Genomic DNA, 24,090 nt, shown 5'->3' with positions numbered 1-24,090 from the left:
AAGAACCGTGACCCTCATCTACGGCCATCGCGGCGCCAAGGGCGAAGCACCGGAAAACACCCTGACCAGCTTTCAGGAATGTCTCAAGCACGGCGTGCGTCGCTGCGAACTGGACCTGCACCTGTCCATGGACGGCGAGTTGATGGTCATCCACGACCCGACCCTCAAGCGCACCACAGACCGTCGCGGCAAGGTCGTCGAACACACGGCGGCTGAGCTTGTAACTTATGACGCACGCAAGGGTGGCCCGGGCTGGGTCAAGCCGTGCCCGATTCCGACGCTGGAACAACTGTTCGAGACATGCGACTTCGATCACTGGCAGCTGGAAGTCAAAAGCGCATCGAGGATGCGTGCCGCGACCACTGTGCTGGCGATTCGCGAAATGGTGCAGCGTCATGGGCTGATGGACAAGGTGACCATCACCTCGAGTTCACGCGAAGTATTGAAGGCCGCGCTGGAACTGGTGCCGGACGTGTCCCGCGGGCTGGTGGCCGAGTACGCCTGGCTCGACCCGCTGAAGGTCGCGGCGAGCTATGGCTGTGAGATTCTGGCGCTGAACTGGACCCTGTGCACGCCGGAACGCCTGCAAAGGGCGCAGCGTCAGGGGCTGCATGTGTCGGTGTGGACCGTCAACGAGCCTGCGCTGATGCGCAGACTCGCCGACTTCGGCGTTGACAGCCTGATTACAGACTTTCCCGGTTTGGCCACCGCCACGCTCGAGAATTGCTGAAATCGGTCTCCCCGGCCGGCTCAGGCCACCGGCCGGAGCCCGTCAAAAAAGCCGGTTGAGGCCGTCGTACGCGGCTACCCGATAGGCTTCGGCCATGGTCGGGTAGTTGAACGTGGTGTTGACGAAATACTTCAGCGTGTTCAGTTCGCCCGGCTGGTTCATGATCGCCTGACCGATGTGCACGATCTCCGACGCCTGATAACCGAAGCAGTGAACGCCCAGCACTTCCAGGGTTTCGCGGTGGAACAGGATCTTCAGCATGCCTTGCGGCTCGCCGGCGATCTGCGCCCGCGCCATGCTCTTGAAGAAGGCCTTGCCCACTTCGTACGGCACCTTGGCTTGGGTCAGCTCCTGCTCGTTCTTACCGATCGAGCTGATCTCCGGAATGGTGTAGATGCCGGTCGGCACGTCATTCACGAAACGCCAGCTGCCGTTATCGACGATGCTGCCAGCGGCCGAACGGCCCTGGTCGTGGGCGGCACTGGCCAGGCTCGGCCAGCCGATCACGTCACCGGCACCATAGATGTTCGGCACGCAGGTGCGGTACGCCTCGTCGACTTCGATCTGGCCACGGCTGTTGACCTTCACGCCGATGTTTTCCAGACCCAACTGATCGGTGTTGCCGGTACGGCCGTTGCACCAGAGCAAGGCGTCAGCCTTGATCTTCTTGCCGGACTTGAGGTGCAGGATCACGCCGTTGTCCACGCCTTCGACGCGGTCGTAGTCTTCGTTGTGGCGAACGGTGATGTTGTTGTTGCTGAAGTGATAACTCAGGGCCTGGGAAATTTCCGAGTCGAGGAAGCTCAGCAGTTGACCACGGTTGTCCACCAATTCAACCAATACACCCAGACCGCTGAAGATCGAGGCATATTCGCAACCGATCACGCCGGCGCCGTAAACGATGAGTTTACGCGGGGTGTGGCCGAGGCTGAGGATGGTGTCGCTATCGTAGATACGCGGGTGGTGGAAATCGATGTCCGCCGGGCGATAAGGACGCGAACCGGTAGCAATGATGATGTGCTTGGCCACCAGTTTTTCGACCACGCCGTTGGCGCAGACCACTTCAATGGTTTGCTCGTCAGCGAAGCTGCCGGTGCCGAAGAACACGTCGACGCGGTTACGGGCGTAGTAGCCGGTACGCGAAGCGACTTGCTTGGAGATGACTTTCTCGGCGCTTTTCAACACGTCCGGGAAGGAGAACCAGCGCGGCTCACCAATGGCCCGGAACATCGGGTTGGTGTTGAATTGCATGATCTGCCGCACCGAGTGACGCAGTGCCTTGGACGGGATGGTGCCCAAGTGAGTGCAGTTGCCGCCGACCTGGCGACGGCTATCGACCATCGCCACCTTGCGCCCTGCCTTGGCGGCGTTCATTGCCGCGCCTTCCCCCGCCGGGCCGGAACCCAACACCACCACGTCGTAGTTGTAGACAGCCATGCGTACTCCTCAGAACAGGCCGCGGCACCCTCGGCACCTGCGGCTAAATCACGCCAATGCGTGGCATGAAGGAACAATTTGGGGCCAGTGCAGAACCCGGACACAGTCTATAGAAGCGTCAACGCCGCGCACATTAACCCTTGGTCGCGTCGTAGGCTACTTTTGACTGCGCTACAACGCCAGTTTTCAATGCTCAAATCGCCGAAATCATTCGGTTTTTTCGCCACTGAGGCGTTCAAAAGCGTGACTGCTGCGCGTGACGAAACCTGTATCGGCACGAATCACAAAAAATGCGCCGATATCGTGTTTTTCTGCGTAGTCCCAACCGCGCTCCGGGCCGAGAATCAGCAACAGCGTCGATAAGCCATCGGCCATCAACGCCGAAGGATGAATCACTGTGACCGACGCCAGGTTATGTGAGACCGGCGCACCGGTGCGCGCATCGAAGGTGTGGGAAAAACGCTGGCCGTCCTGCTCGAAGTAATTACGATAGTCGCCGGAGGTGGACAGTCCATAGCCGTCGACAACAATCACGCGCTCGGCAACCTGCCGGTCATCCCGCGGCTCTTCCAGGGCAATGCGCCATGGCGAGCCGTCAGCCTTCTTGCCGGACGCCTTGAGCTCGCCTGTCGCTTCGGCGAGGTAATCGTGGATGCCCATCGCCTCAAGTTTTGCGGCAATCGTATCCACCGCATAACCGGCGGCGATGCTGTTGAAATCGACCTCGACGGCGGCGTCCTTGCACAACTGGTCGCCGTCGATGCGCAAGTGTTCATGGCCGACGCGCTTGCGGGCTTCGGCGAGGGCTTCGGCGGTCGGGACTTTTTCCCCGCGGGCCTGTGGACCGAATCCCCAGAGGTTCAGCAACGGCTCCACCGTCAGATCGTAGGAGCCGTCGCTTTGCACTGACATTAACTCGCCCACCCGGACCAATTCGAGGATCGACGCCGGCATTGCCTGACAGCCGTCGGCCGGCAATACATTGAAGCGCTCGATGTCCGAGTCGCTGCGGTAGGTGGACATTTGCCGGTCAATGTCAGCGAGGATCTGCTCAACCTGGACGCGGACCTCGTCCGGCGCCGGAAGGCCGGCATGGCGCACATACTTGATCGAATAAGTGCTGCCCATGGTCGGGCCGCCGAAGGTTTCCAGAGTGTCGCCGTTGCCGCAGGCGGACAGCATGATGATCAGAGCCCCAAGGCCATGCAGCCGCCATTTCAATAAATCCCGCCTCTCCAAGAATCCCTGACACGCCGCCAAGACCAGCCATTATGCGACAGAACTGTGGGAGCGAGCCTGCTCGCGATGAGGCCAGTCCGAACAACACCCCCTCAACAGACAAAAGCAGCACAAACAAAAACGCCCCGACCAAGGTCGGGGCGCTTCATGTGCAGCTAAAGGCTTAGCGCGGGAATGCTGGCGGGTTTACACCGGCCATGTCTTCCATCACGCGAACCACCTGGCAGCTGTAACCGAACTCGTTGTCGTACCAGACGTACAGAACAACGCGGTTATCCTGGGTGATGGTCGCTTCAGCGTCCACTACGCCTGCGTGGCGCGAACCAACGAAGTCGGTGGAAACCACTTCCTGGGAGCTCACGTAGTCGATCTGCTTGTGCAGATCCGAGTGCATGGCCATCTGGCGCAGGTACTCGTTGATCTCTTCGCGAGTGGTGGCCTTTTCCAGGTTCAGGTTCAGGATGGCCATCGACACGTTCGGCGTAGGAACGCGAATCGCGTTGCCGGTCAACTTGCCCTTGAGCACTGGCAGCGCCTTGGCGGCTGCGGTGGCGGCACCGGTCTCGGTGATTACCATGTTCAGCGGCGCGGCGCGGCCACGACGGCTGCCCTTGTGGAAGTTGTCGATCAGGTTCTGGTCGTTGGTGAACGAGTGAACGGTTTCGACGTGGCCGTTGATGATGCCGTACTTGTCGTTGACTGCCTTGAGCACCGGCACGATGGCGTTGGTGGTGCAGGAAGCCGCCGAAATGATCTTGTCGTCAGGGGTGATTTCGCCATGGTTGATGCCATGCACGATGTTCTTCAGCGCGCCCTTGCCAGGTGCGGTGAGGATCACGCGGGCAGCGCCCGGGCAGGCCAGGTGCTGGCCCAGGCCGTCAGCGTCACGCCATACACCGGTGTTGTCGACGATCAGAGCGTTTTCGATGCCGTACTGGGTGTAGTCGACTTCGGCCGGGCTCTTGGCGTAGATAACCTGGATCAGGTTGCCGTTGGCGGTGATGGTGTTGTTGGCTTCATCGATAGTGATGGTGCCATCGAACGGGCCATGGACCGAGTCGCGGCGCAGCAGGCTGGCACGCTTGACCAGGTCGTTCTCGGCGCCCTTGCGGACAACGATGGCGCGCAGGCGCAGGCCGTCGCCACCACCGGTCTTCTCGATCAGGATGCGCGCCAGCAGACGGCCGATACGACCGAAGCCGTAGAGGACAACGTCGGTACCTTTGCGGGCGGATGCGTTTTGCTGGCCAACCACGTCAGCCAGCTCTTCACGGACGAACTGCTCGGCAGTACGGCCATTGCCTTCGGCCTTGAATTTGGCCGCCAGCTTGCCCAGGTCCACCGAAGCGGCGCCGAGCTTGAGCTCGCTCATCGCCTTGATCAGCGGGAATGTTTCGTGGACGGACAGCTCGCTTTCGTCGGACTGACGGTGACGAGCAAAGCGGTGAGCTTTGAGAATCGCAATGACTGAACGATTGATCAGGCTGCGGCCATAGATCGAGCTCACCACGTTGTTATTGCGGTAGAGCTGACCGATAAGCGGAATCATCGCTTCTGCGAGTGCTTCACGGTCGATCCATTCACCAAGACACTGGTCGGGCTTCTGAGTCACGGGAACCTTCCACATGTAGGGGCAGAAAAAAGGGGCTACATTATGCCGCCGAGTGAGCGCCGTAGCAATGCGCGCCCGTCGTGCTTTACGTAACAAATCGTCGTTCAAAAAAATCACGCATCGCGCCAGCCCAATAAAACCGGGGCTTTCAGCGCAGTCAATTTTTTGGTGGTCACGCTTCCTTGTCCGTAACCCTCCGTAACACTCGTTGTTTTTGCCACTACATATTCAGTAATTTTAGGTAAAAAACCGCCGAATTTTGTCTTTACCACTACATTTCGCCCAACCAGCGCTTTAGACGCAGTCAGCAACTGACAGGCGGCATCGTTGACCGCTACAATTGCCGACTTTGTCGCAACGCTTGGAGCTCAACCTTCCGTGCCCGTTCTGCGTCTACCGCTTCTCCCTGCCGCGGCAGGTAAACAGCACTGGGGCAACCTGCCCGGTGCCGCCCTGAGCCTGGCCATTGCCGAGGCCGCCAGCGCTGCCAAGCGCTTTACCCTGCTGCTGACCGCCGACAGCCAAAGTGCCGAACGGCTGGAACAGGAGCTGGGTTTCTTCGCCCCGGATTTGCCCGTATTGCACTTTCCCGACTGGGAAACCCTGCCCTACGACCTGTTCTCACCGCACCAGGACATCATTTCCCAGCGCATCGCCAGCCTGTACCGGCTGCCGGAACTGAGCCATGGCGTGCTGGTGGTGCCGATCACGACTGCCCTGCATCGCCTCGCACCGACCAAATTCCTGCTTGGCAGCAGCCTGGTGCTGGATATCGGCCAGAAGCTCGACGTCGAGCAAATGCGCTCCCGGCTTGAAGCCACGGGTTATCGCTACGTCGATACGGTGTATGAACACGGCGAGTTCACCGTTCGCGGTTCCCTGATCGATCTGTTCCCGATGGGCAGCAAGCTGCCGTATCGCATCGATCTGTTCGACGACGAAATCGAAACCCTGCGCACCTTCGACCCGGAGAACCAGCGTTCGATCGACAAAGTCGACTCGGTCAAGCTGTTGCCGGCCAGGGAGTTCCCGCTGCAGAAAGAAGCGGTCACCCGTTTCAAGGCGCGGTTCCGCGAGCGCTTCGATGTCGATTTCCGCCGCTGCCCGATCTTCCAGGACTTGAGCAGCGGGATTACCCCGGCCGGTATCGAGTACTACCTGCCGCTGTTCTTCGAAGAAACCTCGACGCTGTTCGATTACCTGCCCCAGGACACACAAGTGTTTTCCCTGCCGGGCATCGAGCAAGCCGCGGAAAATTTCTGGAACGATGTGCGCAATCGCTATGAAGAACGCCGCGTCGACCCGTCCCGTCCTTTATTACCGCCTGCAGAGCTGTTCCTGCCGGTGGAAGACTGCTTCGCGCGCCTGAAGAACTGGCCGCGTGTGGTGGCCAGTCAACAGGACGTGGAAAGCGGTAGCGGTCGCGAGCGCTTCCCCGCTCGGGAGCTGCCGAACCTGGCCATCGAAGCCAAGGCCACTCAGCCAATGGCGGCACTGGCCGATTTCCTCGACCAGTTCCCCGGTCGTGTGCTGTTTACCGCCGAATCGGCAGGCCGCCGCGAAGTGTTGCTGGAGCTGCTGGAACGTCTGAAGCTGCGACCGAAAACCGTCGACAGCTGGCCGGACTTTGTCGCCGGCAAAGAACGCCTGGCTATCACCATCGCCCCGCTCGACGAAGGCTTGCTGCTCGACGACCCGGCCCTGGCCCTCGTCGCGGAAAGCCCGTTGTTCGGCCAGCGCGTAATGCAGCGCCGTCGCCGCGAAAAGCGCGCCGATGCCAACAACGATGCCGTGATCAAGAACCTCACCGAGCTGCGCGAAGGTGCGCCGGTGGTGCACATCGACCACGGCGTCGGTCGCTACCTGGGCCTGGCGACCCTGGAAATCGACAGCCAGACCGCCGAATTCCTCGCCCTGGAATACGCCGAAGGCGCCAAGCTTTATGTGCCGGTGGCCAACCTGCACCTGATCGCCCGCTACACCGGCAGCGACGATGCCCTGGCCCCGCTGCACCGCCTCGGTTCCGAGACCTGGCAGAAAGCCAAGCGCAAAGCCGCCGAACAGGTGCGTGACGTGGCCGCCGAGTTGCTCGACATCTATGCCCGCCGCGCCGCCCGCGAAGGTTATGCCTTTGCCGATCCGAAAGCCGACTACGCCACGTTCAGCGCCGGTTTCCCGTTCGAAGAAACCCCGGACCAGCAAACCACCATCGAAGCGGTGCGCGAAGACATGCTTGCGCCCAAGCCGATGGATCGCCTGGTGTGCGGCGACGTCGGCTTCGGTAAGACCGAAGTGGCGATGCGCGCCGCGTTCATTGCCGTGCATGGCGGTCGCCAGGTAGCGATTCTCGTGCCGACCACCCTGCTCGCCCAGCAGCACTACAACAGCTTCCGCGACCGCTTTGCCGACTGGCCAGTGAGCGTGGAAGTAATGAGCCGCTTCAAGTCGGCCAAGGAAGTGAATGCGGCGGTCGCGAACCTGGCCGAAGGCAAGATCGACATCGTCATCGGCACTCACAAGCTGCTGCAGGACGACGTGAAGATCAAAAACCTTGGCCTGGTGATCATCGACGAGGAACACCGTTTCGGCGTGCGCCAGAAAGAACAGCTCAAGGCCCTGCGCAGCGAAGTCGACATCCTGACCCTGACCGCCACGCCGATTCCGCGCACGCTGAACATGGCGGTGTCGGGCATGCGCGACCTGTCGATCATCGCCACGCCGCCGGCCCGTCGCCTGTCGGTACGCACCTTCGTCATGGAGCAGAACAAGAGCACGGTCAAAGAGGCCCTGCTGCGTGAGCTGCTGCGTGGCGGCCAGGTCTACTACCTGCACAACGACGTGAAGACCATCGAGAAATGCGCCGCCGATTTGGCCGAGCTGGTGCCGGAAGCACGGATCGGCATCGGTCACGGGCAGATGCGCGAGCGCGAACTCGAACAGGTGATGAGCGACTTCTACCACAAGCGCTTCAACGTGCTGATCGCCTCGACCATCATCGAGACCGGCATCGACGTACCGAGCGCCAACACCATCATCATCGAACGCGCCGACAAGTTCGGCCTGGCACAATTGCACCAGTTGCGCGGCCGGGTCGGACGCAGCCACCACCAGGCGTACGCCTACCTGTTGACGCCGCCACGCCAGCAAATCACCCCGGACGCGGAAAAGCGCCTGGAAGCGATTGCCAACACCCAGGACCTCGGCGCGGGCTTCGTGCTCGCCACCAACGACCTGGAAATCCGTGGCGCCGGCGAACTGCTCGGTGACGGGCAGAGCGGGCAGATCCAGGCCGTCGGCTTCACGCTGTACATGGAAATGCTCGAGCGCGCGGTGAAGTCGATCCGCAAGGGCGAGCAGCCGAACCTCGATCAACCGCTCGGCGGTGGCCCGGAAGTCAACTTGCGCGTACCGGCGTTGATCCCGGAAGACTACCTGCCGGATGTCCACGCCCGCCTGATTCTCTACAAGCGCATTGCCTCGGCCACCGACGAGGACGGCCTCAAGGATTTGCAGGTGGAGATGATCGACCGTTTCGGCCTGTTGCCGGAACCGACCAAGAACCTGATCCGCATCACTGCATTGAAATTGCAGGCCGAGCAACTGGGCATCAAGAAAGTCGATGGCGGCCCGCAAGGCGGTCGCGTCGAGTTCGCGGCACAGACGCCGGTCGATCCGCTGACCCTGATCAAACTGATCCAGAGCCAGCCAAAACGCTACAAATTCGAAGGCGCCACGATGTTCAAGTTCATGGTTCCGATGGAGCGCCCGGAAGAGCGCTTTAATACTGTAGAGGCGCTGTTCGAGCGCCTCGTTCCGAAAACTGCTTGAAGGACGCCGCATGCGCCTGTTTCGCTCTCTGACCTTGCTGACCCTGTTGATGCCAGCGCTGGTCGCACCCACGGCATATGCCGATGACCTGTATCAGGTCGAAATGATTCTGGTCCGTCAAAACGCCGTGCCGGCGGTTGTCAGCCGCGCCGCACCGGAAGACTGGGCAGCTGGCGCCCAACCGGTCAGCCCCGACAGCCTGCGTACGCCAAGCCTGAATGGCGAGGTGGAAAAACTCACCAGCAGCGCCGACTACACGGTGTTGCTGCACAAGGCCTGGCAACAGCCCCTCGGCGAAACTGCCAGCAAAGTGGCGATCAGCGACGGCAAGGAACAGTATGGTCAGTTCCCGATCGAGGGCACATTGAACATGACGCTGGGCCGCTTTACCGACGTCGACGCCGATTTCTGGGTCAACCAGATCGATGCCAATGGCATGGTGACCGCCAGCGAGCGCCTGAAACAGGAAAGCCACACCAAGAACGGCCAGTTGAATTTTCTCGATAACGGCCATCTCGGCCTGCTGATCAAGATCACTTCGCTGACCGCCCCCGCACCCCGAGCAGCTCCCGAAGAAATTCCGGACTGATTGAAGTCTCTATGTCCGCGACCCTGAGCAAACCCCTGGCACCGTCCTGGGTCAGCCGATTCAAGGAACAGAGCCTGGAGCGTGGCCGCCGCTACGCGCTGGAGAATCGTGTCAGGATCGTCGAGGCCGGCGACGCCACGATCATTTCCGCCTGCGAAGGCTCTGGCGGTAACGTTTACCGTCAGACCATTCGCCTGCGCGAGTCAGCCAAAGGCACGCTGCTGATGGTCGACGCCACCTGCTCCTGCCCGGTCCACAACAACTGCAAACATTGTGCAGCGGTGCTCCTGCAAGTGCAGGAAACCCTCGACTACCCCGCTGCCGCCAAAGACGCCGAACTCCTGGAAAAGCTCCAGGCAGTCCTGGAAAACCGCAGCCCGAAAGCCCCGCCGCAAGTGCTGGTGGACAATGTGCAGCCCGTCCCGCGCCTGTGGCTGGCCAGCATCGAGTTCAGCGCGTTCGAACCGCGCAACGGCCGAATGCAGCGCTACATCCAGCATCGGGCGGCGCTGTCCTTCAGTTATCTGGATGAGTACGTTTGCGGACAGAAAAACACCGATATCCTGATTCGCCAGGAAACCCAGACGCTGCGGATAAAACGCCACCCGGAAGTGGAACAGTCCTACCGGGAACAATTGCGAATCCTCGGCTTCAAAGTCGCCACCCGGCAAAGCAAGGCCTTGCCGGAAAGTGCCGGCGAGCTGTTCGAGATGGTCAATGACAGCGCCTGGCTGACCTTTACCCTCAATGAACTGCCGAAGCTGCGCACCCAGGGCTGGGAATTGCAGATCGACGAGGACTTCGGTTTCGACCTGACGGCGGTAGACGACTGGTACGCCACGGTCGAACAGGCCCCGGAGCGTGACTGGTTCGATCTGGAACTGGGGATCATCGTCAACGGCGAACGCCTGAGCCTGTTGCCGATCCTGCTCAACCTGATGCGCTCCCACACCGAAATCCTCAACCCGGAACGCCTGGCCCGACGCCGCGACGACGAGCTGATCCTGGTCAATATCCCCAATCGCCCGAACTCCGAGCACGGCCCACTGCAAGTCGCCCTGCCCTTCGGCCGCTTGAAGCCGGTGCTGGCCACCCTCGGCGAGTTCTATCTGCAGGAGCCCGGCGACACCACGCTGCGCCTGAGCAAGGCCGATGCCACGCGCCTGAACCCGCTGGAAGACATGCCACTGCTCTGGGAGGGTGGCGAACAGATTCGCACCTTGGCCCAGCGCCTGCGTGACATCAAGGACCACACGGCCACCGCCCCGGACGGCCTGAATGCGACGCTGCGTCCGTATCAGCTCGAAGGCTTGAGCTGGATGCAGTCGCTGCGGCAGCTGGAAGTGGGTGGAATTCTCGCGGACGACATGGGCCTGGGCAAAACTCTGCAGACACTGGCGCACGTTCTGAGCGAGAAAAACGCCGGCCGCCTCGATCGGCCGTGCATGGTCGTGATGCCGACCAGCCTGATTCCCAACTGGCTCGACGAAGCGGCGCACTTTACGCCGCAGCTCAAGGTACTGGCGCTATACGGTGCCGGCCGCAAAAAGCATTTCGACAAGCTGGCTGACTACGATCTGATCCTGACCACCTATGCGCTGCTGCCCAAGGATGTCGAACGCCTGGCGGCGCAGCCATTGCACATACTGGTGCTGGACGAAGCGCAATACATCAAGAACCCGAACAGCAAGGCCGCACAGGCTGCCCGCGAGCTCAATGCCCGACAGCGCCTGTGCCTGAGCGGCACACCGCTGGAAAACCATCTCGGCGAACTCTGGTCGTTGTTTCACTTCCTCTTGCCCGGCTGGCTGGGCGACGTCAAAAGCTTCAACCGCGATTACCGCGTACCGATTGAAAAACGCACCAGCGAAGTCAGGCTCCAGCACCTCAACGGCCGGATCAAACCTTTCCTGCTGCGCCGCACCAAGGAACAGGTGGCCACCGAGTTGCCGCCGAAAACCGAGATCATCCATTGGGTCGAACTCAACGAAGCCCAGCGCGACGTGTACGAAACCATGCGCCTGGCCATGGACAAGAAAGTCCGTGACGAGATCACCCGCAAAGGCGTGGCCCGCAGCCAGATCATCATTCTCGAAGCCCTGCTCAAGCTACGTCAGGTGTGCTGCGATTTGCGCCTGGTCAACGAGGCGACCCTGCCAAGCCGTGGCAGCACCTCGGGCAAGCTCGACAGCCTGATGGAGATGCTCGAGGAATTGTTCGAGGAAGGTCGGCGGATCCTGCTGTTCTCGCAGTTCACCTCGATGCTGTCACTGATCGAAGACGAACTGAACAAACGCGGCGTGGCCTACGCCCTGCTGACCGGCCAGACCCGCGACCGCCGCACCCCGGTGAAGGAATTCCAGAGCGGCAAGCGTCAGATTTTTCTGATCAGCCTGAAGGCCGGTGGCGTTGGCCTGAACCTGACCGAGGCGGACACGGTGATTCATTACGACCCGTGGTGGAACCCGGCGACGGAAAACCAGGCGACCGACCGCGCATATCGCATCGGCCAGGAGAAGCCGGTGTTCGTCTATAAGTTGATTGCGCGCGGCACGGTGGAAGAAAAGATTCAGCACCTGCAAAAGGAAAAATCCGACCTCGCGGCCGGTGTATTGGATGGGCGCAAGGCCGGGGACTGGAAGCTGCAGAGCGATGATATCGAGGCGCTGTTTGCGCCGCTGCCGGAAAACCTTGAAAAGCGTTGAGACTTTCGGCGCCTGAACCGGCCTCTTCGCGAGCAAGCCCGCTCCCACAGGTTCAGTGGTGTCCGCAAAAGTTGTGTTCGACGCGGACACTGTGGGAGCGGGCTTGCTCGCGAAGGGAGCGACTCGGTATAGCGCCTGACTCAGCCCTTGAGCACCCGCGCCAATGTCGATTTCACCTTGCCCATGCCGTCATGCAACGCCTGCTCGATCTCGGCCATGGTGATCACCGCCGTCGACTTGCCCGCCGCCGGGTTCACCACCAGCGCCAGACAGGCGTAATCCAGTTCCAGCTCGCGGGCCAGGGCCGCTTCCGGCATACCGGTCATGCCGACGATGTCGCAGCCATCGCGCTCCAGTCGGGCGATTTCAGCCACTGTCTCCAGGCGTGGTCCTTGCGTGCAGGCATACACGCCATGACTGCTGTAGCCCACACCTTCCGCCGTCAATGCCGCAATCAGTTGCTGGCGCAACGGTTCGCTGTAGGGGTAGCTGAAGTCGATATGGGTAACGTGTTCCAGGTCATCGGCAAAGTAGGTGTGCTCACGACCGCTGGTGTAGTCGATCAACTGATGCGGCACGCAGAAATGCCCGGTGCCCATTGCTGCATGGATGCCGCCCACGGCGTTGACCGCCAGAATGGCTTCGGCACCGGCCTGCTTCAGCGCCCAGAGGTTGGCGCGGTAGTTGACCTGATGCGGCGGAAAACGATGCGGATGACCGTGACGCGCGAGGAACAGCACTTCCTTGCCGGCATACTCGCCGATCTGAACGTCGGCCGAAGGTGCGCCATAAGGCGTGTCCACTGCCAGTGACTGGCGAATGCTCAGGCCTTCGAGTTGAGTCAGGCCAGTGCCGCCGATAATCGCGTAAACCGTCATAACGAACAGTCCTTAATCAATCAATTGAGCTTCTTTGAGCGCGCCGACAGCGGCCAGCCAGCGCGGGTCTTGACGGTATTCGGAGTTGGCGAACGACTGGCCGCGCATCCGCGCAATGCGCTCGGAAGGCTTGACCTTCAGACGCTGGGCAGCGCTCAGGGCCAGTTCAGCGGCCGCACGGTCGTTGCACACCAGGCCCATGTCGCAACCGGCAGTCAGCGCCGCTTCGATACGGCTGGCGGCATCGCCGACCACATGAGCGCCTGCCATGGACAAGTCGTCACTGAAGATCACGCCATCGAACTGCAACTCGCCGCGCAGGATGTCCTGCAACCAGCGGCGGGAGAAACCGGCGGGCTGGGAATCGACTTGTGGATAAATAACGTGGGCCGGCATGACCGCAGCCAATTGCTTGCTCAATTTGGCAAACGGCACCAGGTCATTGGCGCGGATCTCGTCGAGACTGCGCTCGTCGTTGGGAATCGCGACGTGGGAATCCGCTTCAGCCCAGCCATGGCCAGGGAAATGCTTGCCGGTAGCCGCCATCCCGGCGCTATTCATGCCGCGGATGAATGCACCCGCGAGCAAGGCAGCGCGCTCGGGATCACCTTCGAACGAACGAGTGCCGACAACGGCGCTGCGCTGGTAATCGAGGTCGAGCACCGGGGCGAAGCTCAGGTCCAGGCCAACGGCCAACACTTCGGTCGCCATGATCCAGCCGCACTGCTCGGCCAGGTATTCGGCGTTCGGATTGTCGGCAATGGCGCGCATGGCGGGCAAGCGCACGAAACCCTGGCGCAGACGCTGCACGCGGCCGCCCTCTTGATCCACCGCCAATAGCAGATCCGGACGAATGGCTCTGATCGCCGCACTCAATTCACGCACCTGGCGTGGGTGCTCGATGTTACGGGCAAAGATGATCAGGCCACCCACTTCGGGCTGGCGCAACAATTGGCGATCTTCAGCCGTCAGCCAGGTACCGGCGACGTCCACCATCAACGAGCCTTGCAAGCCAGCAGTCATAAAAATTCCTTGATAACAGTTAACCCGGCCCACACGGATTCACCGCCTGGCACAGTGCCCGGCAGGTCGGCGATATCAATGGGAAACGGGTTCAGAACGAGAGTCGGCATGGGCGGCTAGCTTAGCGGATGTCAGCTGCCGCGCCCACCCGTGTGCGGTTAAACCTTGGCGGCAACCGGAGTCGATTTGCTGCGTGGACGCAACTGGGCCGTGGCCATGGCCACATCCGTCACACCGGATTCGGCACGCATGCCGGCAGCCAGGAACGGCACCATCAGGCGCATGACCTGCTCGATCGAGGTGTTCACGCCGAAATCGGTTTCGGCAATCGCGCGCAAGGCCTTGATACCGGACATGCTGAACGCCGCCGCACCCAGCATGAAGTGCACGCGCCAGAACAGTTCGATGGGCGGAATACGTGGCGCCGCTTCGTTGACCAGCATCATGTAGCGGCGGAACACCTTGCCGTACATGTCTTCCAGATAACGACGCAAGTGCCCCTGGCTCTGACTGAACGCCAGCCCCAGCAAACGCATGAAGATAGACAGGTCGTTGCCACTGCGCGGTTGCACCACCAGTGCCTGCTCGACAAGGATTTCCAGCAACTCTTCGAGAGTAGGCTTGATGTCGGGCTTGGCCTGGCGCCGCTCCAGCTCTTTATCGAGACTGATGCAGAACGGCCCGAGGAACCGCGAGAAAACCGCTTGAATCAACGCCTTCTTCGAACCGAAGTGATAGTTCACCGCCGCCAGGTTGACACCCGCCTTGCTGGTGATCAGGCGCAACGAGGTTTCGGCGAAACCTTTTTCCGCGAACAACTGCTCGGCAGCATCAAGAATGCGTTCAACGGTTTCCGACTGGGCCATGGCTACTCCGCCTGACAAACACTTGTTTGAAACATACGTTTCAGCCTGTGCATTGTCAAGTCTGGCAGTTCGTTTCGGGAATGGTCGGTCAGGCATTTAACCACACAACGGCGAAGCTTCAATCCACTGACTGTTCGACCATCTGGCGGCGACTGAAAAATGGAGCATTGCCAAGACCGCCTTACTGTATATAATCCCAGTCACTGTATAAAAAAACAGAGCGATCGATATGCTAAAGCTGACGCCACGACAAGCAGAGATTCTGGCCTTCATCAAACGCTGCCTGGAAGACAACGGGTATCCACCCACCCGCGCGGAAATCGCTCAGGAACTGGGTTTCAAGTCGCCCAATGCGGCGGAAGAACACCTCAAGGCACTGGCCCGCAAGGGTGCAATCGAGATGACGCCTGGCGCCTCCCGTGGCATCCGCATTCCCGGCTTCGAAGCCAAGGCCGACGATTCCACCCTGCCGATCATTGGCCGGGTCGCAGCCGGCGCCCCGATTCTTGCGCAGCAACACATCGAAGAGTCCTGCAACATCAATCCCGCCTTCTTCCATCCGCGCGCCGACTACCTGCTGCGCGTCCACGGGATGAGCATGAAGGATATCGGCATTTTCGATGGCGACCTGCTGGCGGTCCACACCACCCGCGAAGCCCGTAACGGCCAGATCGTGGTGGCGCGAATCGGCGATGAAGTGACCGTCAAGCGCTTCAAGCGTGACGGCAGCAAAGTCTGGCTGATCGCCGAGAACCCCGAGTTCGCCCCTATTGAAGTGAACCTTCAAGACCAGGAACTGGTGATCGAAGGCTTGAGTGTCGGCGTCATTCGCCGCTAAAGGAGGCTCCATGCAGTTCCCACAGCCATCACCACAGCAAACCCAACTGCCGTTGTTCGAAGCGTTCATGGCACAGCCATTGGCGCCGATCCTGAAAGACGTAGTCGAGTCCCCCTGGAGCGCCGAACCTGACGTTTTCAGCGAGCTGTCACTGCGTGGTGCAGCCGGGAACTGCCTGAACCTCCTGGCACCGATCCTCAGGGAATTGAGCCAGGACCAGGACGCACGCTGGCTGACACTGATCGCGCCGCCCGCCAGCCTGACTCAAGCCTGGTTGCGAGATGCCGGCCTCAACCGCGAGCGCATTCTGTTGCTGCAACCGCGGGGCAGTCAGAGCGCCCAGCAATTGACCTGCGAAGCCCTGCGCCTGGGTCGCAGCCACACGGTGGTCAGCTGGATCAACCCGTTGAGCCCCCAATCGCGGCAACAACTGATCAGCGCCGCCCGCACCGGGGACGCTCAGAGCCTGAATATTCGACTGGGTTAACCGGCAGACAATACGCGTGCTTCACCGCGCAAGGCTTCTCCAGGGACAGAGAAGCCGATGAGTAACGACATCAAGAAAAGCGACAGACGGGGCTCAATGAAGAACCCGCGACCCCTCTTCCTTTTCGAATTCGCCTTCAACCAGGCGACCAGCCATCTGAACACCCACGCTCAACATCGCCTTGGCGACTTCCACGTGCTGCCCTTGCAGGAATGCCTTGGCGTCCTCAGAGAAATCCAAAGTAACCAGAGAACCCTCGTCCTCGGCCCTGCGCAGCTCGATACGGCCGTCTGGTAGCTCGACAATTTCTAGAAAGGACGTTGGCATAAAGGACTGTTCTCCACGAAAGGCGGGGATTATATAGGCATCGCGCGGGCTTCGCTTGGGATCTTGACCAGATGTCATCCCAAAACTGTTTCTTTCAGCACTCGTTCAGGCCTTCGCGAAAGCGGATCGCCAACCCCTTCAGATTCTGGCGCCAGCTCTCCAACTCCTCCCGACTCAGCTCTTCCACTGCCTCCTCTTCATCCAGATTGACAGCCTGAATCAGTGGCTGGGTCACGTCCCCTTTCGGCTTGTGGGGCGCGCGTGGCGGCTGAAACAGCGCAGCATGGGCGGCCAACAGCTTGGCCAGCCAGGTCTCCGGGTTATTGGCCAACTCGACCAGCTCAGCCATTTCTGGAATGGCGATGGTTTCCAGCACCTCGCGAGTCAGCAACAACTCTGCACGGGGCGCATTGGCCTGGGGCAAGCGATAGAAACCGGCGATTTCGTGACACAGACCCAACAGCGCGCCGTACAGGTGAAACAGCGCGGATTCGCGTCCGGCCTGGATCAGCGCCAGCGAATTCATCGCCCGCCCCTCTTCAGTGCGGGCCAGCGCTTCGAGCGACAAGCCGGCGAAATAAATCTTCTGATTGGTACGGGTATACAGTTCGTGGGCCATGACGGCAGCCTCCACAACGAAATAATTGCTTCATGCAGGTTGGACAGTGTCGTGGATCAGCCGATCCAACCGCAAGCCCAAAACAATAAAGGCCGCATGAAAACCCGAGGGTTCTCATGCGGCCTTTTCAGTGCCGCGACGCTTTACGCCTTCGCTGCCGGGCGCTTGTCTTCGACCGTCCACTTGCCGCCGTCGTAGAACGCTTTCCAGCCAGTCGGCTTACCCTCGACCTCGGTCTGCACGTACTGTTCCTTGGTCTTGCGACTGTAACGAATCACAGTCGGGAGGCCATCCGGATCTTTCTTCGGCGCTTCGCAGAGGAAGTGATACTTCGGATCGATCTCATCCTTGTGCGGGACGATTTCCATCACCAGCGGAGCACGGGTCTCGCGGTTTTTCGGGAACTGGCTGGCCGCCAGGAACAGACCGGATGCACCGTCGCGCAGGATGTAGGTGTCGTTGACCTTTTCGCATTTCAGCTCAGGCATCTTCACCGGATCCATCTTCGGCGGCGCCGCGTCACCGCTCTTCAGCAGTTTTCGGGTGTTCTTGCAGGTGGCATTGGTGCAACCGAAGAACTTGCCGAAACGGCCGGTCTTGAGTTGCATCTCGCTGCCACACTTGTCGCACTCCAGGCTCGGACCTTCATAGCCCTTGATGCGATAGGTGCCCTCTTCGATTTCGTAGCCATCGCAATCCGGGTTATTACCGCAGATGTGCAGCTTGCGCTTTTCATCGAGCAGGTAGGCATCCATCGCCGTGCTGCAGATCGGGCAGCGATGCTTGCCACGCAACACCAGCGACTCCGACTCACCCTCGTCGTCCGCAGCGATTTCGTCGCCCGGCACCAGGTTGACGGTGGCCTTGCAGCGCTCTTTCGGCGGCAGGCTGTAGCCCGAGCAACCGAGGAACACACCGGTCGACGCGGTACGGATCTGCATCGGTCGACCGCAGGTGGTGCACGGAATGTCAGTCATGACCGGCTGATTGGCCCGCATGCCGTTTTCCGGGCTTTCGGCTACTTCGAGTTTCTTCTTGAAGTCGCCGTAGAACTCGTCGAGTACGTTTTTCCAGTCGCGTTCGCCCTGGGCCACGTCATCGAGATGCTCTTCCATGCCGGCGGTGAAGCCGTAGTCCATCAGGTTCGAGAAGCTCTCGGCCAGACGCTCGGTGACGATGTCGCCCATCTTTTCCGAGTAGAAACGACGGTTGTGCAGCGCCACGTAGCCGCGGTCCTGGATGGTCGAAATGATCGCCGCGTAGGTCGAAGGACGACCGATGCCGCGTTTTTCCATTTCTTTTACCAGACTGGCTTCCGAGTAACGCGCCGGCGGCTTGGTGAAGTGCTGGGTCGGATCAAGCTTGATCAGCTTCATCGCGTCGCCCTGGGCCATGTCCGGCAGTACGTCGTCATCGCCTGGCTTGGCGATTTGCGGCATGACGCGGGTGTAACCGTCGAACTTCAGGATGCGGCCCTTGGCGCGCAGCTCGAAGTCGCCGGCACCCACAGTGACCGTGGTCGACAGGTATTGCGCCGGCAGCATCTGGCAAGCGAGGAACTGGCGCCAGATCAGCTCGTAGAGGCGCTCAGCGTCACGCTCCATGCCCGACAGCTTGCTTGGCTCGGTATTGGCGTCGGACGGACGAATCGCTTCGTGAGCCTCTTGTGCGCCTTCCTTGCTGCTGTAGACGTTCGGGGTTTCCGGCAGGTACTTCTTGCCGAACTCGCCTTCAATATAGGTACGCGCCATCGCCACGGCATCAACCGAGAGGTTGGTGGAGTCGGTACGCATGTAGGTGATGTAGCCGGCTTCGTACAAACGCTGGGCCATCATCATGGTCTTCTTCACACCGAAGCCCAGGCGGTTACTCGCGGCCTGCTGCAGGGTGGAGGTGATGAACGGTGCCGACGGCTTGCTGCTGGTCGGCTTGTCTTCGCGCTTGACGATGCTGTAGCTGGAAGCCTTGAGCTTCTCCAGCGCGGCCATGCCCTGGGTTTCGTTGAGCGGCTTGAAGGCTTCGCCCTTTTCGCGAGCCACGTCGAAACGCACGGTCGCGCCTTTGGCGGTACCGAGGTCGGCGTGAACTTCCCAGTATTCTTCCGGGATGAACGCACGGATCTCGCGCTCACGCTCAACGACCAGTTTCACGGCAACCGATTGCACGCGACCGGCGGACAGACCGCGAGCGATCTTGGCCCACAGCAGTGGCGAAACCATGTAGCCCACGACGCGATCGAGAAAACGACGCGCCTGCTGGGCATTGACACGATCGATATCCAGCTCGCCTGGTTTTGAGAAGGCTTCCTGGATCGCCTTCTTGGTAATTTCGTTGAACACCACGCGCTTGTAGCGGGTGTCGTCTCCACCGATGGCTTCGCGCAGGTGCCAGGCAATGGCTTCCCCCTCGCGGTCCAAGTCGGTTGCGAGATAGATGGTGTCAGCATCCTTGGCGAGCCGGCGCAGCTCTTCGATGACTTTTTCCTTGCCCGGGAGGATCTCGTACTTGGCTTTCCAGCCATGATCCGGATCGACACCCATGCGCGCGACCAGTTGCTTGCGCGCCTTTTCTTTCGGCGACAGTGCCGGCACTTCACCCGCAGCAGCCTTGCCGCGCTTGGCGGCTGGCTCTTTGCTGGCGCTAGCCGAACCGCTGGTGGGCAGGTCTCGGATATGGCCGATACTCGACTTCACCACGTATTCGTTGCCCAAATACTTGTTGATGGTCTTGGCCTTAGCCGGGGATTCCACAATGACCAGCGATTTGCCCATGGATCAGAAAATTCCTGAATTCGAGAAGTGAAAGGCGGTTGGCGCCTGACGCGGCACCGCTATATATAGTGGCAACAAGGTGAGGTCAAGCGCAGGGTTTTGCGCGCACTCAGCTTATGGCTTGTTGAAAAGGCTTTCTTCGGCCTGCACCAAAGCAAAGCGTGGCACCTGTTCGCCGTCAACTTCGACAGACTCCAGGAACATGCTCAAGGGACGCACCCAAAAGCCGTAATCGCCATACAGGGCTTGATAGAAGACCACTTCTTCTTCGGTTTCCGAATGCCGCGCAACACTGAATACGCGGTACTGCGGACCTTTGTAATGTTGGTAGAGCCCAGGTTGTATCGGCATGCTTTGGCCCTCACTGAAATTTTTTCAAAATAAAAACAAAAATAAATCCGGAAAAACAAAAACCGGGGCACTTGGCCCCGGCTTCCATCAACGAAACGCTTAAACGCGTTCGAAGACGGTGGAGATGCCTTGGCCGAGACCAATGCACATGGTGGCTACCCCGAAGGTACCGCCATTCTGCTTCATCACATTGAGCAAAGTGCCGGAGATACGCGCACCGGAGCAACCGAACGGGTGGCCCAGGGCGATCGCGCCGCCGTGCAGGTTAACCTTCTCGTTCATCTTGTCGAGCACTTTCAGATCTTTCAGCACCGGCAGGGCCTGTGCGGCGAAAGCTTCGTTGAGCTCGAAGAAGTCGATGTCGGAGATACCCAGACCCGCGCGCTTCAATGCTTTTTGTGTGGCCGGTACTGGACCATAGCCCATGATTGCCGGATCCACACCTGCCACTGCCATCGAGCGAATCACCGCCAGAGGCTGGATGCCCAGGTCCTGTGCGCGCTGCGCTGACATCACGATCATGCACGAGGCACCATCGGTGATCTGCGACGAGGTGCCCGCTGTCACGGTGCCGCCCTTCGGATTGAACGCCGGCTTCAGAGCCGCCAGGCTTTCCAGGGTGGTTTCCGGACGAATGGTTTCGTCGTAGTCGAAGGTTTTCAGGAAACCGTTCTCGTCGTAGCCCTGCATCGGGATGATTTCGTCTTTGAACTTGCCTTCCACAGTCGCCTTGTGGGCGAGTTGGTGGGAGCGCACGCCGAAAGCGTCCTGTTGCTCGCGAGTGATGCCGTGCATCTTGCCCAGCATTTCCGCGGTCAGGCCCATCATGCCCGAGGCTTTCGCCGCGTACAGCGACATGTGCGGGTTCGGATCGACACCGTGCATCATGCTCACGTGGCCCATATGCTCGACGCCACCAACCACGAAAACGTCACCGTTTCCGGTCATGATCGCTTGCGCAGCAGTATGCAGAGCGCTCATGGACGAGCCACACAGGCGGCTGACAGTCTGGCCGGCCGAGGTGTGCGGGATCTGGGTCATCAGCGACGCCATGCGCGCGATGTTCCAGCCCTGCTCCAGGGTCTGGTTCACACAGCCCCAGATCACGTCTTCGACTTCGCTCGGGTCAACCTTGACGTTGCGTTCCAGCAGTTTGCTGATCAGGTGCGCCGACATGTCTTCGGCGCGGGTGTTGCGGTGCATGCCGCCCTTGGAGCGGCCCATCGGAGTACGACCGAAGTCGACAATCACGACGTCTCTAGGATTCAAGCTCATAAGTTCACTCTCACTCTAGTTGGGGGCGCTTAACCGAAGAAGCTCTGGCCGTTCTTGGCCATTTCGCGCAGCTTCGCGGTCGGGTGGTACAGCGCGCCCAAATCAGCGTACTGGTCAGCCAGGGCGACGAACTCTGCCACACCGAGCGAGTCGATGTAACGCAGCGCACCGCCACGGAATGGAGGGAAACCAATACCGTAGACCAGACCCATGTCGGCTTCGGCAGCGGTTTCGACGATGCCGTCTTCCAGGCAACGCACGGTTTCCAGGCACAGCGGGATCATCATCCAGTTGATGATGTCTTCGTCGGTGACTTCGCGCTGCTCGTAAACGATCGGCTTGAGCACTTCCAGCACCGACGGATCGGCGACTTTCTTCTGCTTGCCCTTCTTGTCGGTCTCGTAGGCGTAGAAGCCCTTGCCGTTCTTCTGGCCCAGGCGCTTGGCTTCGTAGAGCACGTCGACGGCCGAGCGACGGTCGTCCTTCATGCGATCCGGGAAGCCTTCAGCCATCACGTCACGACCGTGGTGACCGGTGTCGATGCCGACCACGTCCATCAGGTAGGCCGGGCCCATCGGCCAGCCGAATTTTTCCATGATCTTGTCGATACGGACGAAGTCCACACCGGCGCTGACCAGCTTGGCGAAACCGCCGAAGTACGGGAACAGGACGCGGTTGACCAGGAAGCCCGGGCAGTCATTGACCACGATCGGGTTCTTGCCCATTTTCTTGGCGTAGGCAACGGTGGTGGCAACAGCCAGCTCGCTGGACTTCTCGCCACGGATCACTTCCACCAGCGGCATCATGTGCACCGGGTTGAAGAAGTGCATGCCGACGAAGTTTTCCGGACGCTTGAGGGCCTTGGCCAGCAAGGTGATGGAAATGGTCGAGGTGTTGGACGCGAGGATGGTGTCCTCTTTGACCTGGTCTTCAACTTCAGCCAGTACGGCTTGCTTGACCTTCGGGTTCTCGACGACCGCTTCGACCACCAGGTCCACGTGACCGAAATCACCGTAGGACAGGGTTGGACGGATGCCGTTGAGCACTTCAGCCATTTTCGCGGCGCTCATGCGACCTTTATCAACGCGGCCAACCAGCAGTTTGGCGGCTTCGGCCAGACCCTGCTCGATACCGTGCTCGTTGATGTCCTTCATCAGGATCGGCGTGCCTTTGGAAGCCGACTGGTAGGCGATACCGCCACCCATGATGCCGGCGCCCAGTACGGCGGCCTGCTTCACGTCCTTGGCGATTTCGTCGTAGGCCTTGGCCTTCTTCTTCAGTTCCTGATCGTTCAGGAACAAGCCGATCAAGCTCTGCGCGGCAGAGGTCTTGGCCAGCTTGACGAAACCGGCAGCTTCGATTTCCAGCGCCTTGTCGCGACCGAAGTTCGCGGCTTTCTGGATGGTCTTGATCGCCTCAACCGGCGCCGGGTAGTTCGGGCCAGCCTGGCCGGCCACGAAACCCTTGGCGGTTTCGAAAGCCATCATTTGTTCGATGGCGTTCAGCTTGAGCTTTTCCAGCTTCGGCTGGCGCTTGGCCTTGTAGTCGAACTCGCCGGAGATGGCGCGCTTGACCAGTTCCAGCGCAGCATCCTGCAGCTGCTCTGGAGCAACCACTGCGTCGACGGCGCCGACTTTCAGCGCGTCTTCAGGACGGTTTTCCTTGCCAGCGGCAATCCACTCGATGGCATTGTCGGCACCGATCAGGCGCGGCAGGCGCACGGTACCGCCGAAGCCCGGGTAGATGCCCAGCTTGACTTCCGGCAGACCGATCTTGGCCTTGGTGGACATGACGCGGTAGTCCGCCGCCAGGCACATTTCCAGACCGCCACCCAACGCGATGCCGTTGATCGCGGCTACGGTCGGGACGTTGAGGTCTTCGAAATCGCTGAAAATCTTGTTGGCTTCGAGGTTGCCAGCAACAAGTTCTGCATCCGGCAGCTTGAAGTTGTCGACAAATTCGGTGATGTCGGCGCCGACGATGAACACGTCCTTGCCACTGCTGACGATCACGCCCTTGATCGAAGCATCTGCCTTGATGGTGTCTACGGCCTGACGCAGTTCGTTCAGGGTTAGACGGTTGAACTTGTTGACGGACTCACCCTTGAGGTCGAACTTCAGTTCGACGATGCCACTTTCAAGAGCCTTAACCGTGATGGCTTTACCTTCGTAAATCATCAACTGATCTCCACGATATGGAAGCTGAACAGTACACGTCGGACGCAGGCGAATGGCTTGGCAGGGACGTTGATCGTCAATGCTACGCCCATTCCCCCGGCACACCCGCCAACGCGATAGTCGGGATTCTGTAGGAGCGATCTGAAATACAAACGCTCAATTCATACGCCCGTTTGATTTGGGTACGTCACCTTCACGGAATTTCCGACAATTGTCAATCGCCTGAAAAACGGGTTGAAACGCGACTTTCCGGTCATTTCCGTACTGCGAAGACCTTAAACACGCCGAAGCATGCAAGGTCATTCATAGAATCAATTGTTAGAAAAGTCGCCCTAATT

General features: G+C 60.1%; 18 protein-coding genes. 6 read left to right on the top strand and 12 right to left on the bottom strand.

From position 1 onward, the window contains the following. Nucleotides 1–7: 7 nt before the first annotated feature. Nucleotides 8–730: a glycerophosphodiester phosphodiesterase gene (locus KGB28_RS02695; RefSeq protein WP_150724710.1), complete on the top strand. Its 723-nt coding sequence runs from the start codon at nt 8–10 to the stop codon at nt 728–730. A gap of 42 nt (nt 731–772) precedes the next feature. Here KGB28_RS02695 and sthA read toward each other — a convergent pair whose 3' ends face one another. The 3 genes from sthA to KGB28_RS02680 form a co-directional block, all read right to left on the bottom strand. Further along, complete coding sequence (gene sthA / locus KGB28_RS02690) at nt 773–2,167, bottom strand: Si-specific NAD(P)(+) transhydrogenase (protein ID WP_007984277.1); 1,395 nt, start codon at nt 2,165–2,167, stop codon at nt 773–775. A gap of 207 nt (nt 2,168–2,374) precedes the next feature. Beyond that, nucleotides 2,375–3,349: an FAD:protein FMN transferase gene (locus KGB28_RS02685; RefSeq protein WP_223442164.1), complete on the bottom strand. Its 975-nt coding sequence runs from the start codon at nt 3,347–3,349 to the stop codon at nt 2,375–2,377. A 220-nt stretch (nt 3,350–3,569) separates the two neighbouring features. Next, a complete protein-coding gene (locus KGB28_RS02680) occupies nt 3,570–5,033 on the bottom strand; it encodes a glyceraldehyde-3-phosphate dehydrogenase (RefSeq protein ID WP_046041409.1) in 1,464 nt (487 codons plus the stop codon). Between the two features lie 363 nt (nt 5,034–5,396). On the opposite strand from KGB28_RS02680, the gene mfd reads away from it, so the two are divergent. The 3 genes from mfd to KGB28_RS02665 are packed head-to-tail and all read left to right on the top strand — an operon-like array spanning nt 5,397 to nt 12,140. Continuing rightward, a complete protein-coding gene (gene mfd / locus KGB28_RS02675) occupies nt 5,397–8,846 on the top strand; it encodes a transcription-repair coupling factor (RefSeq protein ID WP_223442026.1) in 3,450 nt (1,149 codons plus the stop codon). A 10-nt stretch (nt 8,847–8,856) separates the two neighbouring features. Beyond that, nucleotides 8,857–9,435: a CsiV family protein gene (locus KGB28_RS02670; protein ID WP_223442024.1), complete on the top strand. Its 579-nt coding sequence runs from the start codon at nt 8,857–8,859 to the stop codon at nt 9,433–9,435. A gap of 11 nt (nt 9,436–9,446) precedes the next feature. After that, the gene (locus KGB28_RS02665; RefSeq protein ID WP_223442021.1) at nt 9,447–12,140 is read left to right on the top strand and encodes a DEAD/DEAH box helicase; all 2,694 of its coding nucleotides are present in this window, start codon (nt 9,447–9,449) and stop codon (nt 12,138–12,140) included. Between the two features lie 140 nt (nt 12,141–12,280). On the opposite strand, the gene KGB28_RS02660 is transcribed toward KGB28_RS02665, so the two are convergent. The 3 genes from KGB28_RS02660 to KGB28_RS02650 all read right to left on the bottom strand — a co-directional run bounded on the left by KGB28_RS02660 (nt 12,281) and on the right by KGB28_RS02650 (nt 14,907). Next, nucleotides 12,281–13,018 (bottom strand): S-methyl-5'-thioinosine phosphorylase, encoded by a 738-nt coding sequence (locus tag KGB28_RS02660; RefSeq protein WP_223442017.1) that lies wholly within the window; start codon nt 13,016–13,018, stop codon nt 12,281–12,283. Nucleotides 13,019–13,030: 12 nt separating this feature from the next. Next, nucleotides 13,031–14,041: a beta-N-acetylhexosaminidase gene (gene nagZ / locus KGB28_RS02655; protein ID WP_223442014.1), complete on the bottom strand. Its 1,011-nt coding sequence runs from the start codon at nt 14,039–14,041 to the stop codon at nt 13,031–13,033. 158 nt (nt 14,042–14,199) lie between these two features. Continuing rightward, complete coding sequence (locus KGB28_RS02650) at nt 14,200–14,907, bottom strand: TetR/AcrR family transcriptional regulator (RefSeq protein WP_223442011.1); 708 nt, start codon at nt 14,905–14,907, stop codon at nt 14,200–14,202. 229 nt (nt 14,908–15,136) lie between these two features. On the opposite strand from KGB28_RS02650, the gene lexA reads away from it, so the two are divergent. Together lexA and sulA are read left to right on the top strand one after the other, a co-directional pair. Further along, nucleotides 15,137–15,745, top strand: a complete 609-nt coding sequence (gene lexA, locus KGB28_RS02645; RefSeq protein ID WP_007995278.1) for a transcriptional repressor LexA — start codon at nt 15,137–15,139, stop codon at nt 15,743–15,745. 10 nt (nt 15,746–15,755) lie between these two features. Next, on the top strand, nt 15,756–16,232 hold the full coding sequence (sulA, locus tag KGB28_RS02640) for an SOS-induced cell division inhibitor SulA (RefSeq protein ID WP_223442009.1): 477 nt from the start codon (nt 15,756–15,758) through the stop codon (nt 16,230–16,232). 93 nt (nt 16,233–16,325) lie between these two features. Here sulA and KGB28_RS02635 read toward each other — a convergent pair whose 3' ends face one another. The 6 genes from KGB28_RS02635 to fadB form a co-directional block, all read right to left on the bottom strand. Continuing rightward, the gene (locus KGB28_RS02635) at nt 16,326–16,559 is read right to left on the bottom strand and encodes a hypothetical protein (RefSeq protein WP_223442005.1); all 234 of its coding nucleotides are present in this window, start codon (nt 16,557–16,559) and stop codon (nt 16,326–16,328) included. Between the two features lie 94 nt (nt 16,560–16,653). Continuing rightward, the gene (locus KGB28_RS02630) at nt 16,654–17,178 is read right to left on the bottom strand and encodes a DUF6586 family protein (RefSeq protein WP_150724703.1); all 525 of its coding nucleotides are present in this window, start codon (nt 17,176–17,178) and stop codon (nt 16,654–16,656) included. A 143-nt stretch (nt 17,179–17,321) separates the two neighbouring features. Beyond that, nucleotides 17,322–19,949, bottom strand: a complete 2,628-nt coding sequence (topA, locus tag KGB28_RS02625; protein WP_223442003.1) for a type I DNA topoisomerase — start codon at nt 19,947–19,949, stop codon at nt 17,322–17,324. A 114-nt stretch (nt 19,950–20,063) separates the two neighbouring features. Beyond that, nucleotides 20,064–20,300, bottom strand: coding sequence for a DUF1653 domain-containing protein (locus tag KGB28_RS02620; RefSeq protein WP_008050054.1), 237 nt, complete (start codon nt 20,298–20,300; stop codon nt 20,064–20,066). 99 nt (nt 20,301–20,399) lie between these two features. After that, nucleotides 20,400–21,575 carry an acetyl-CoA C-acyltransferase FadA gene (fadA, locus tag KGB28_RS02615; RefSeq protein ID WP_053160736.1) on the bottom strand — a complete coding sequence of 392 codons (1,176 nt, stop codon included), beginning with the start codon at nt 21,573–21,575 and terminating at the stop codon, nt 20,400–20,402. Between the two features lie 29 nt (nt 21,576–21,604). Beyond that, nucleotides 21,605–23,752: a fatty acid oxidation complex subunit alpha FadB gene (fadB, locus tag KGB28_RS02610; RefSeq protein ID WP_223442000.1), complete on the bottom strand. Its 2,148-nt coding sequence runs from the start codon at nt 23,750–23,752 to the stop codon at nt 21,605–21,607. Nucleotides 23,753–24,090: the final 338 nt, after the last annotated feature.

This window comes from Pseudomonas sp. BF-R-19 (assembly GCF_019956445.1).
Taxonomy (GTDB): domain Bacteria; phylum Pseudomonadota; class Gammaproteobacteria; order Pseudomonadales; family Pseudomonadaceae; genus Aquipseudomonas; species Aquipseudomonas fluorescens_BH.
Note: the sequence above shows the minus strand (reverse complement) of the source record. Positions and strands in the feature narration are given on the sequence as shown.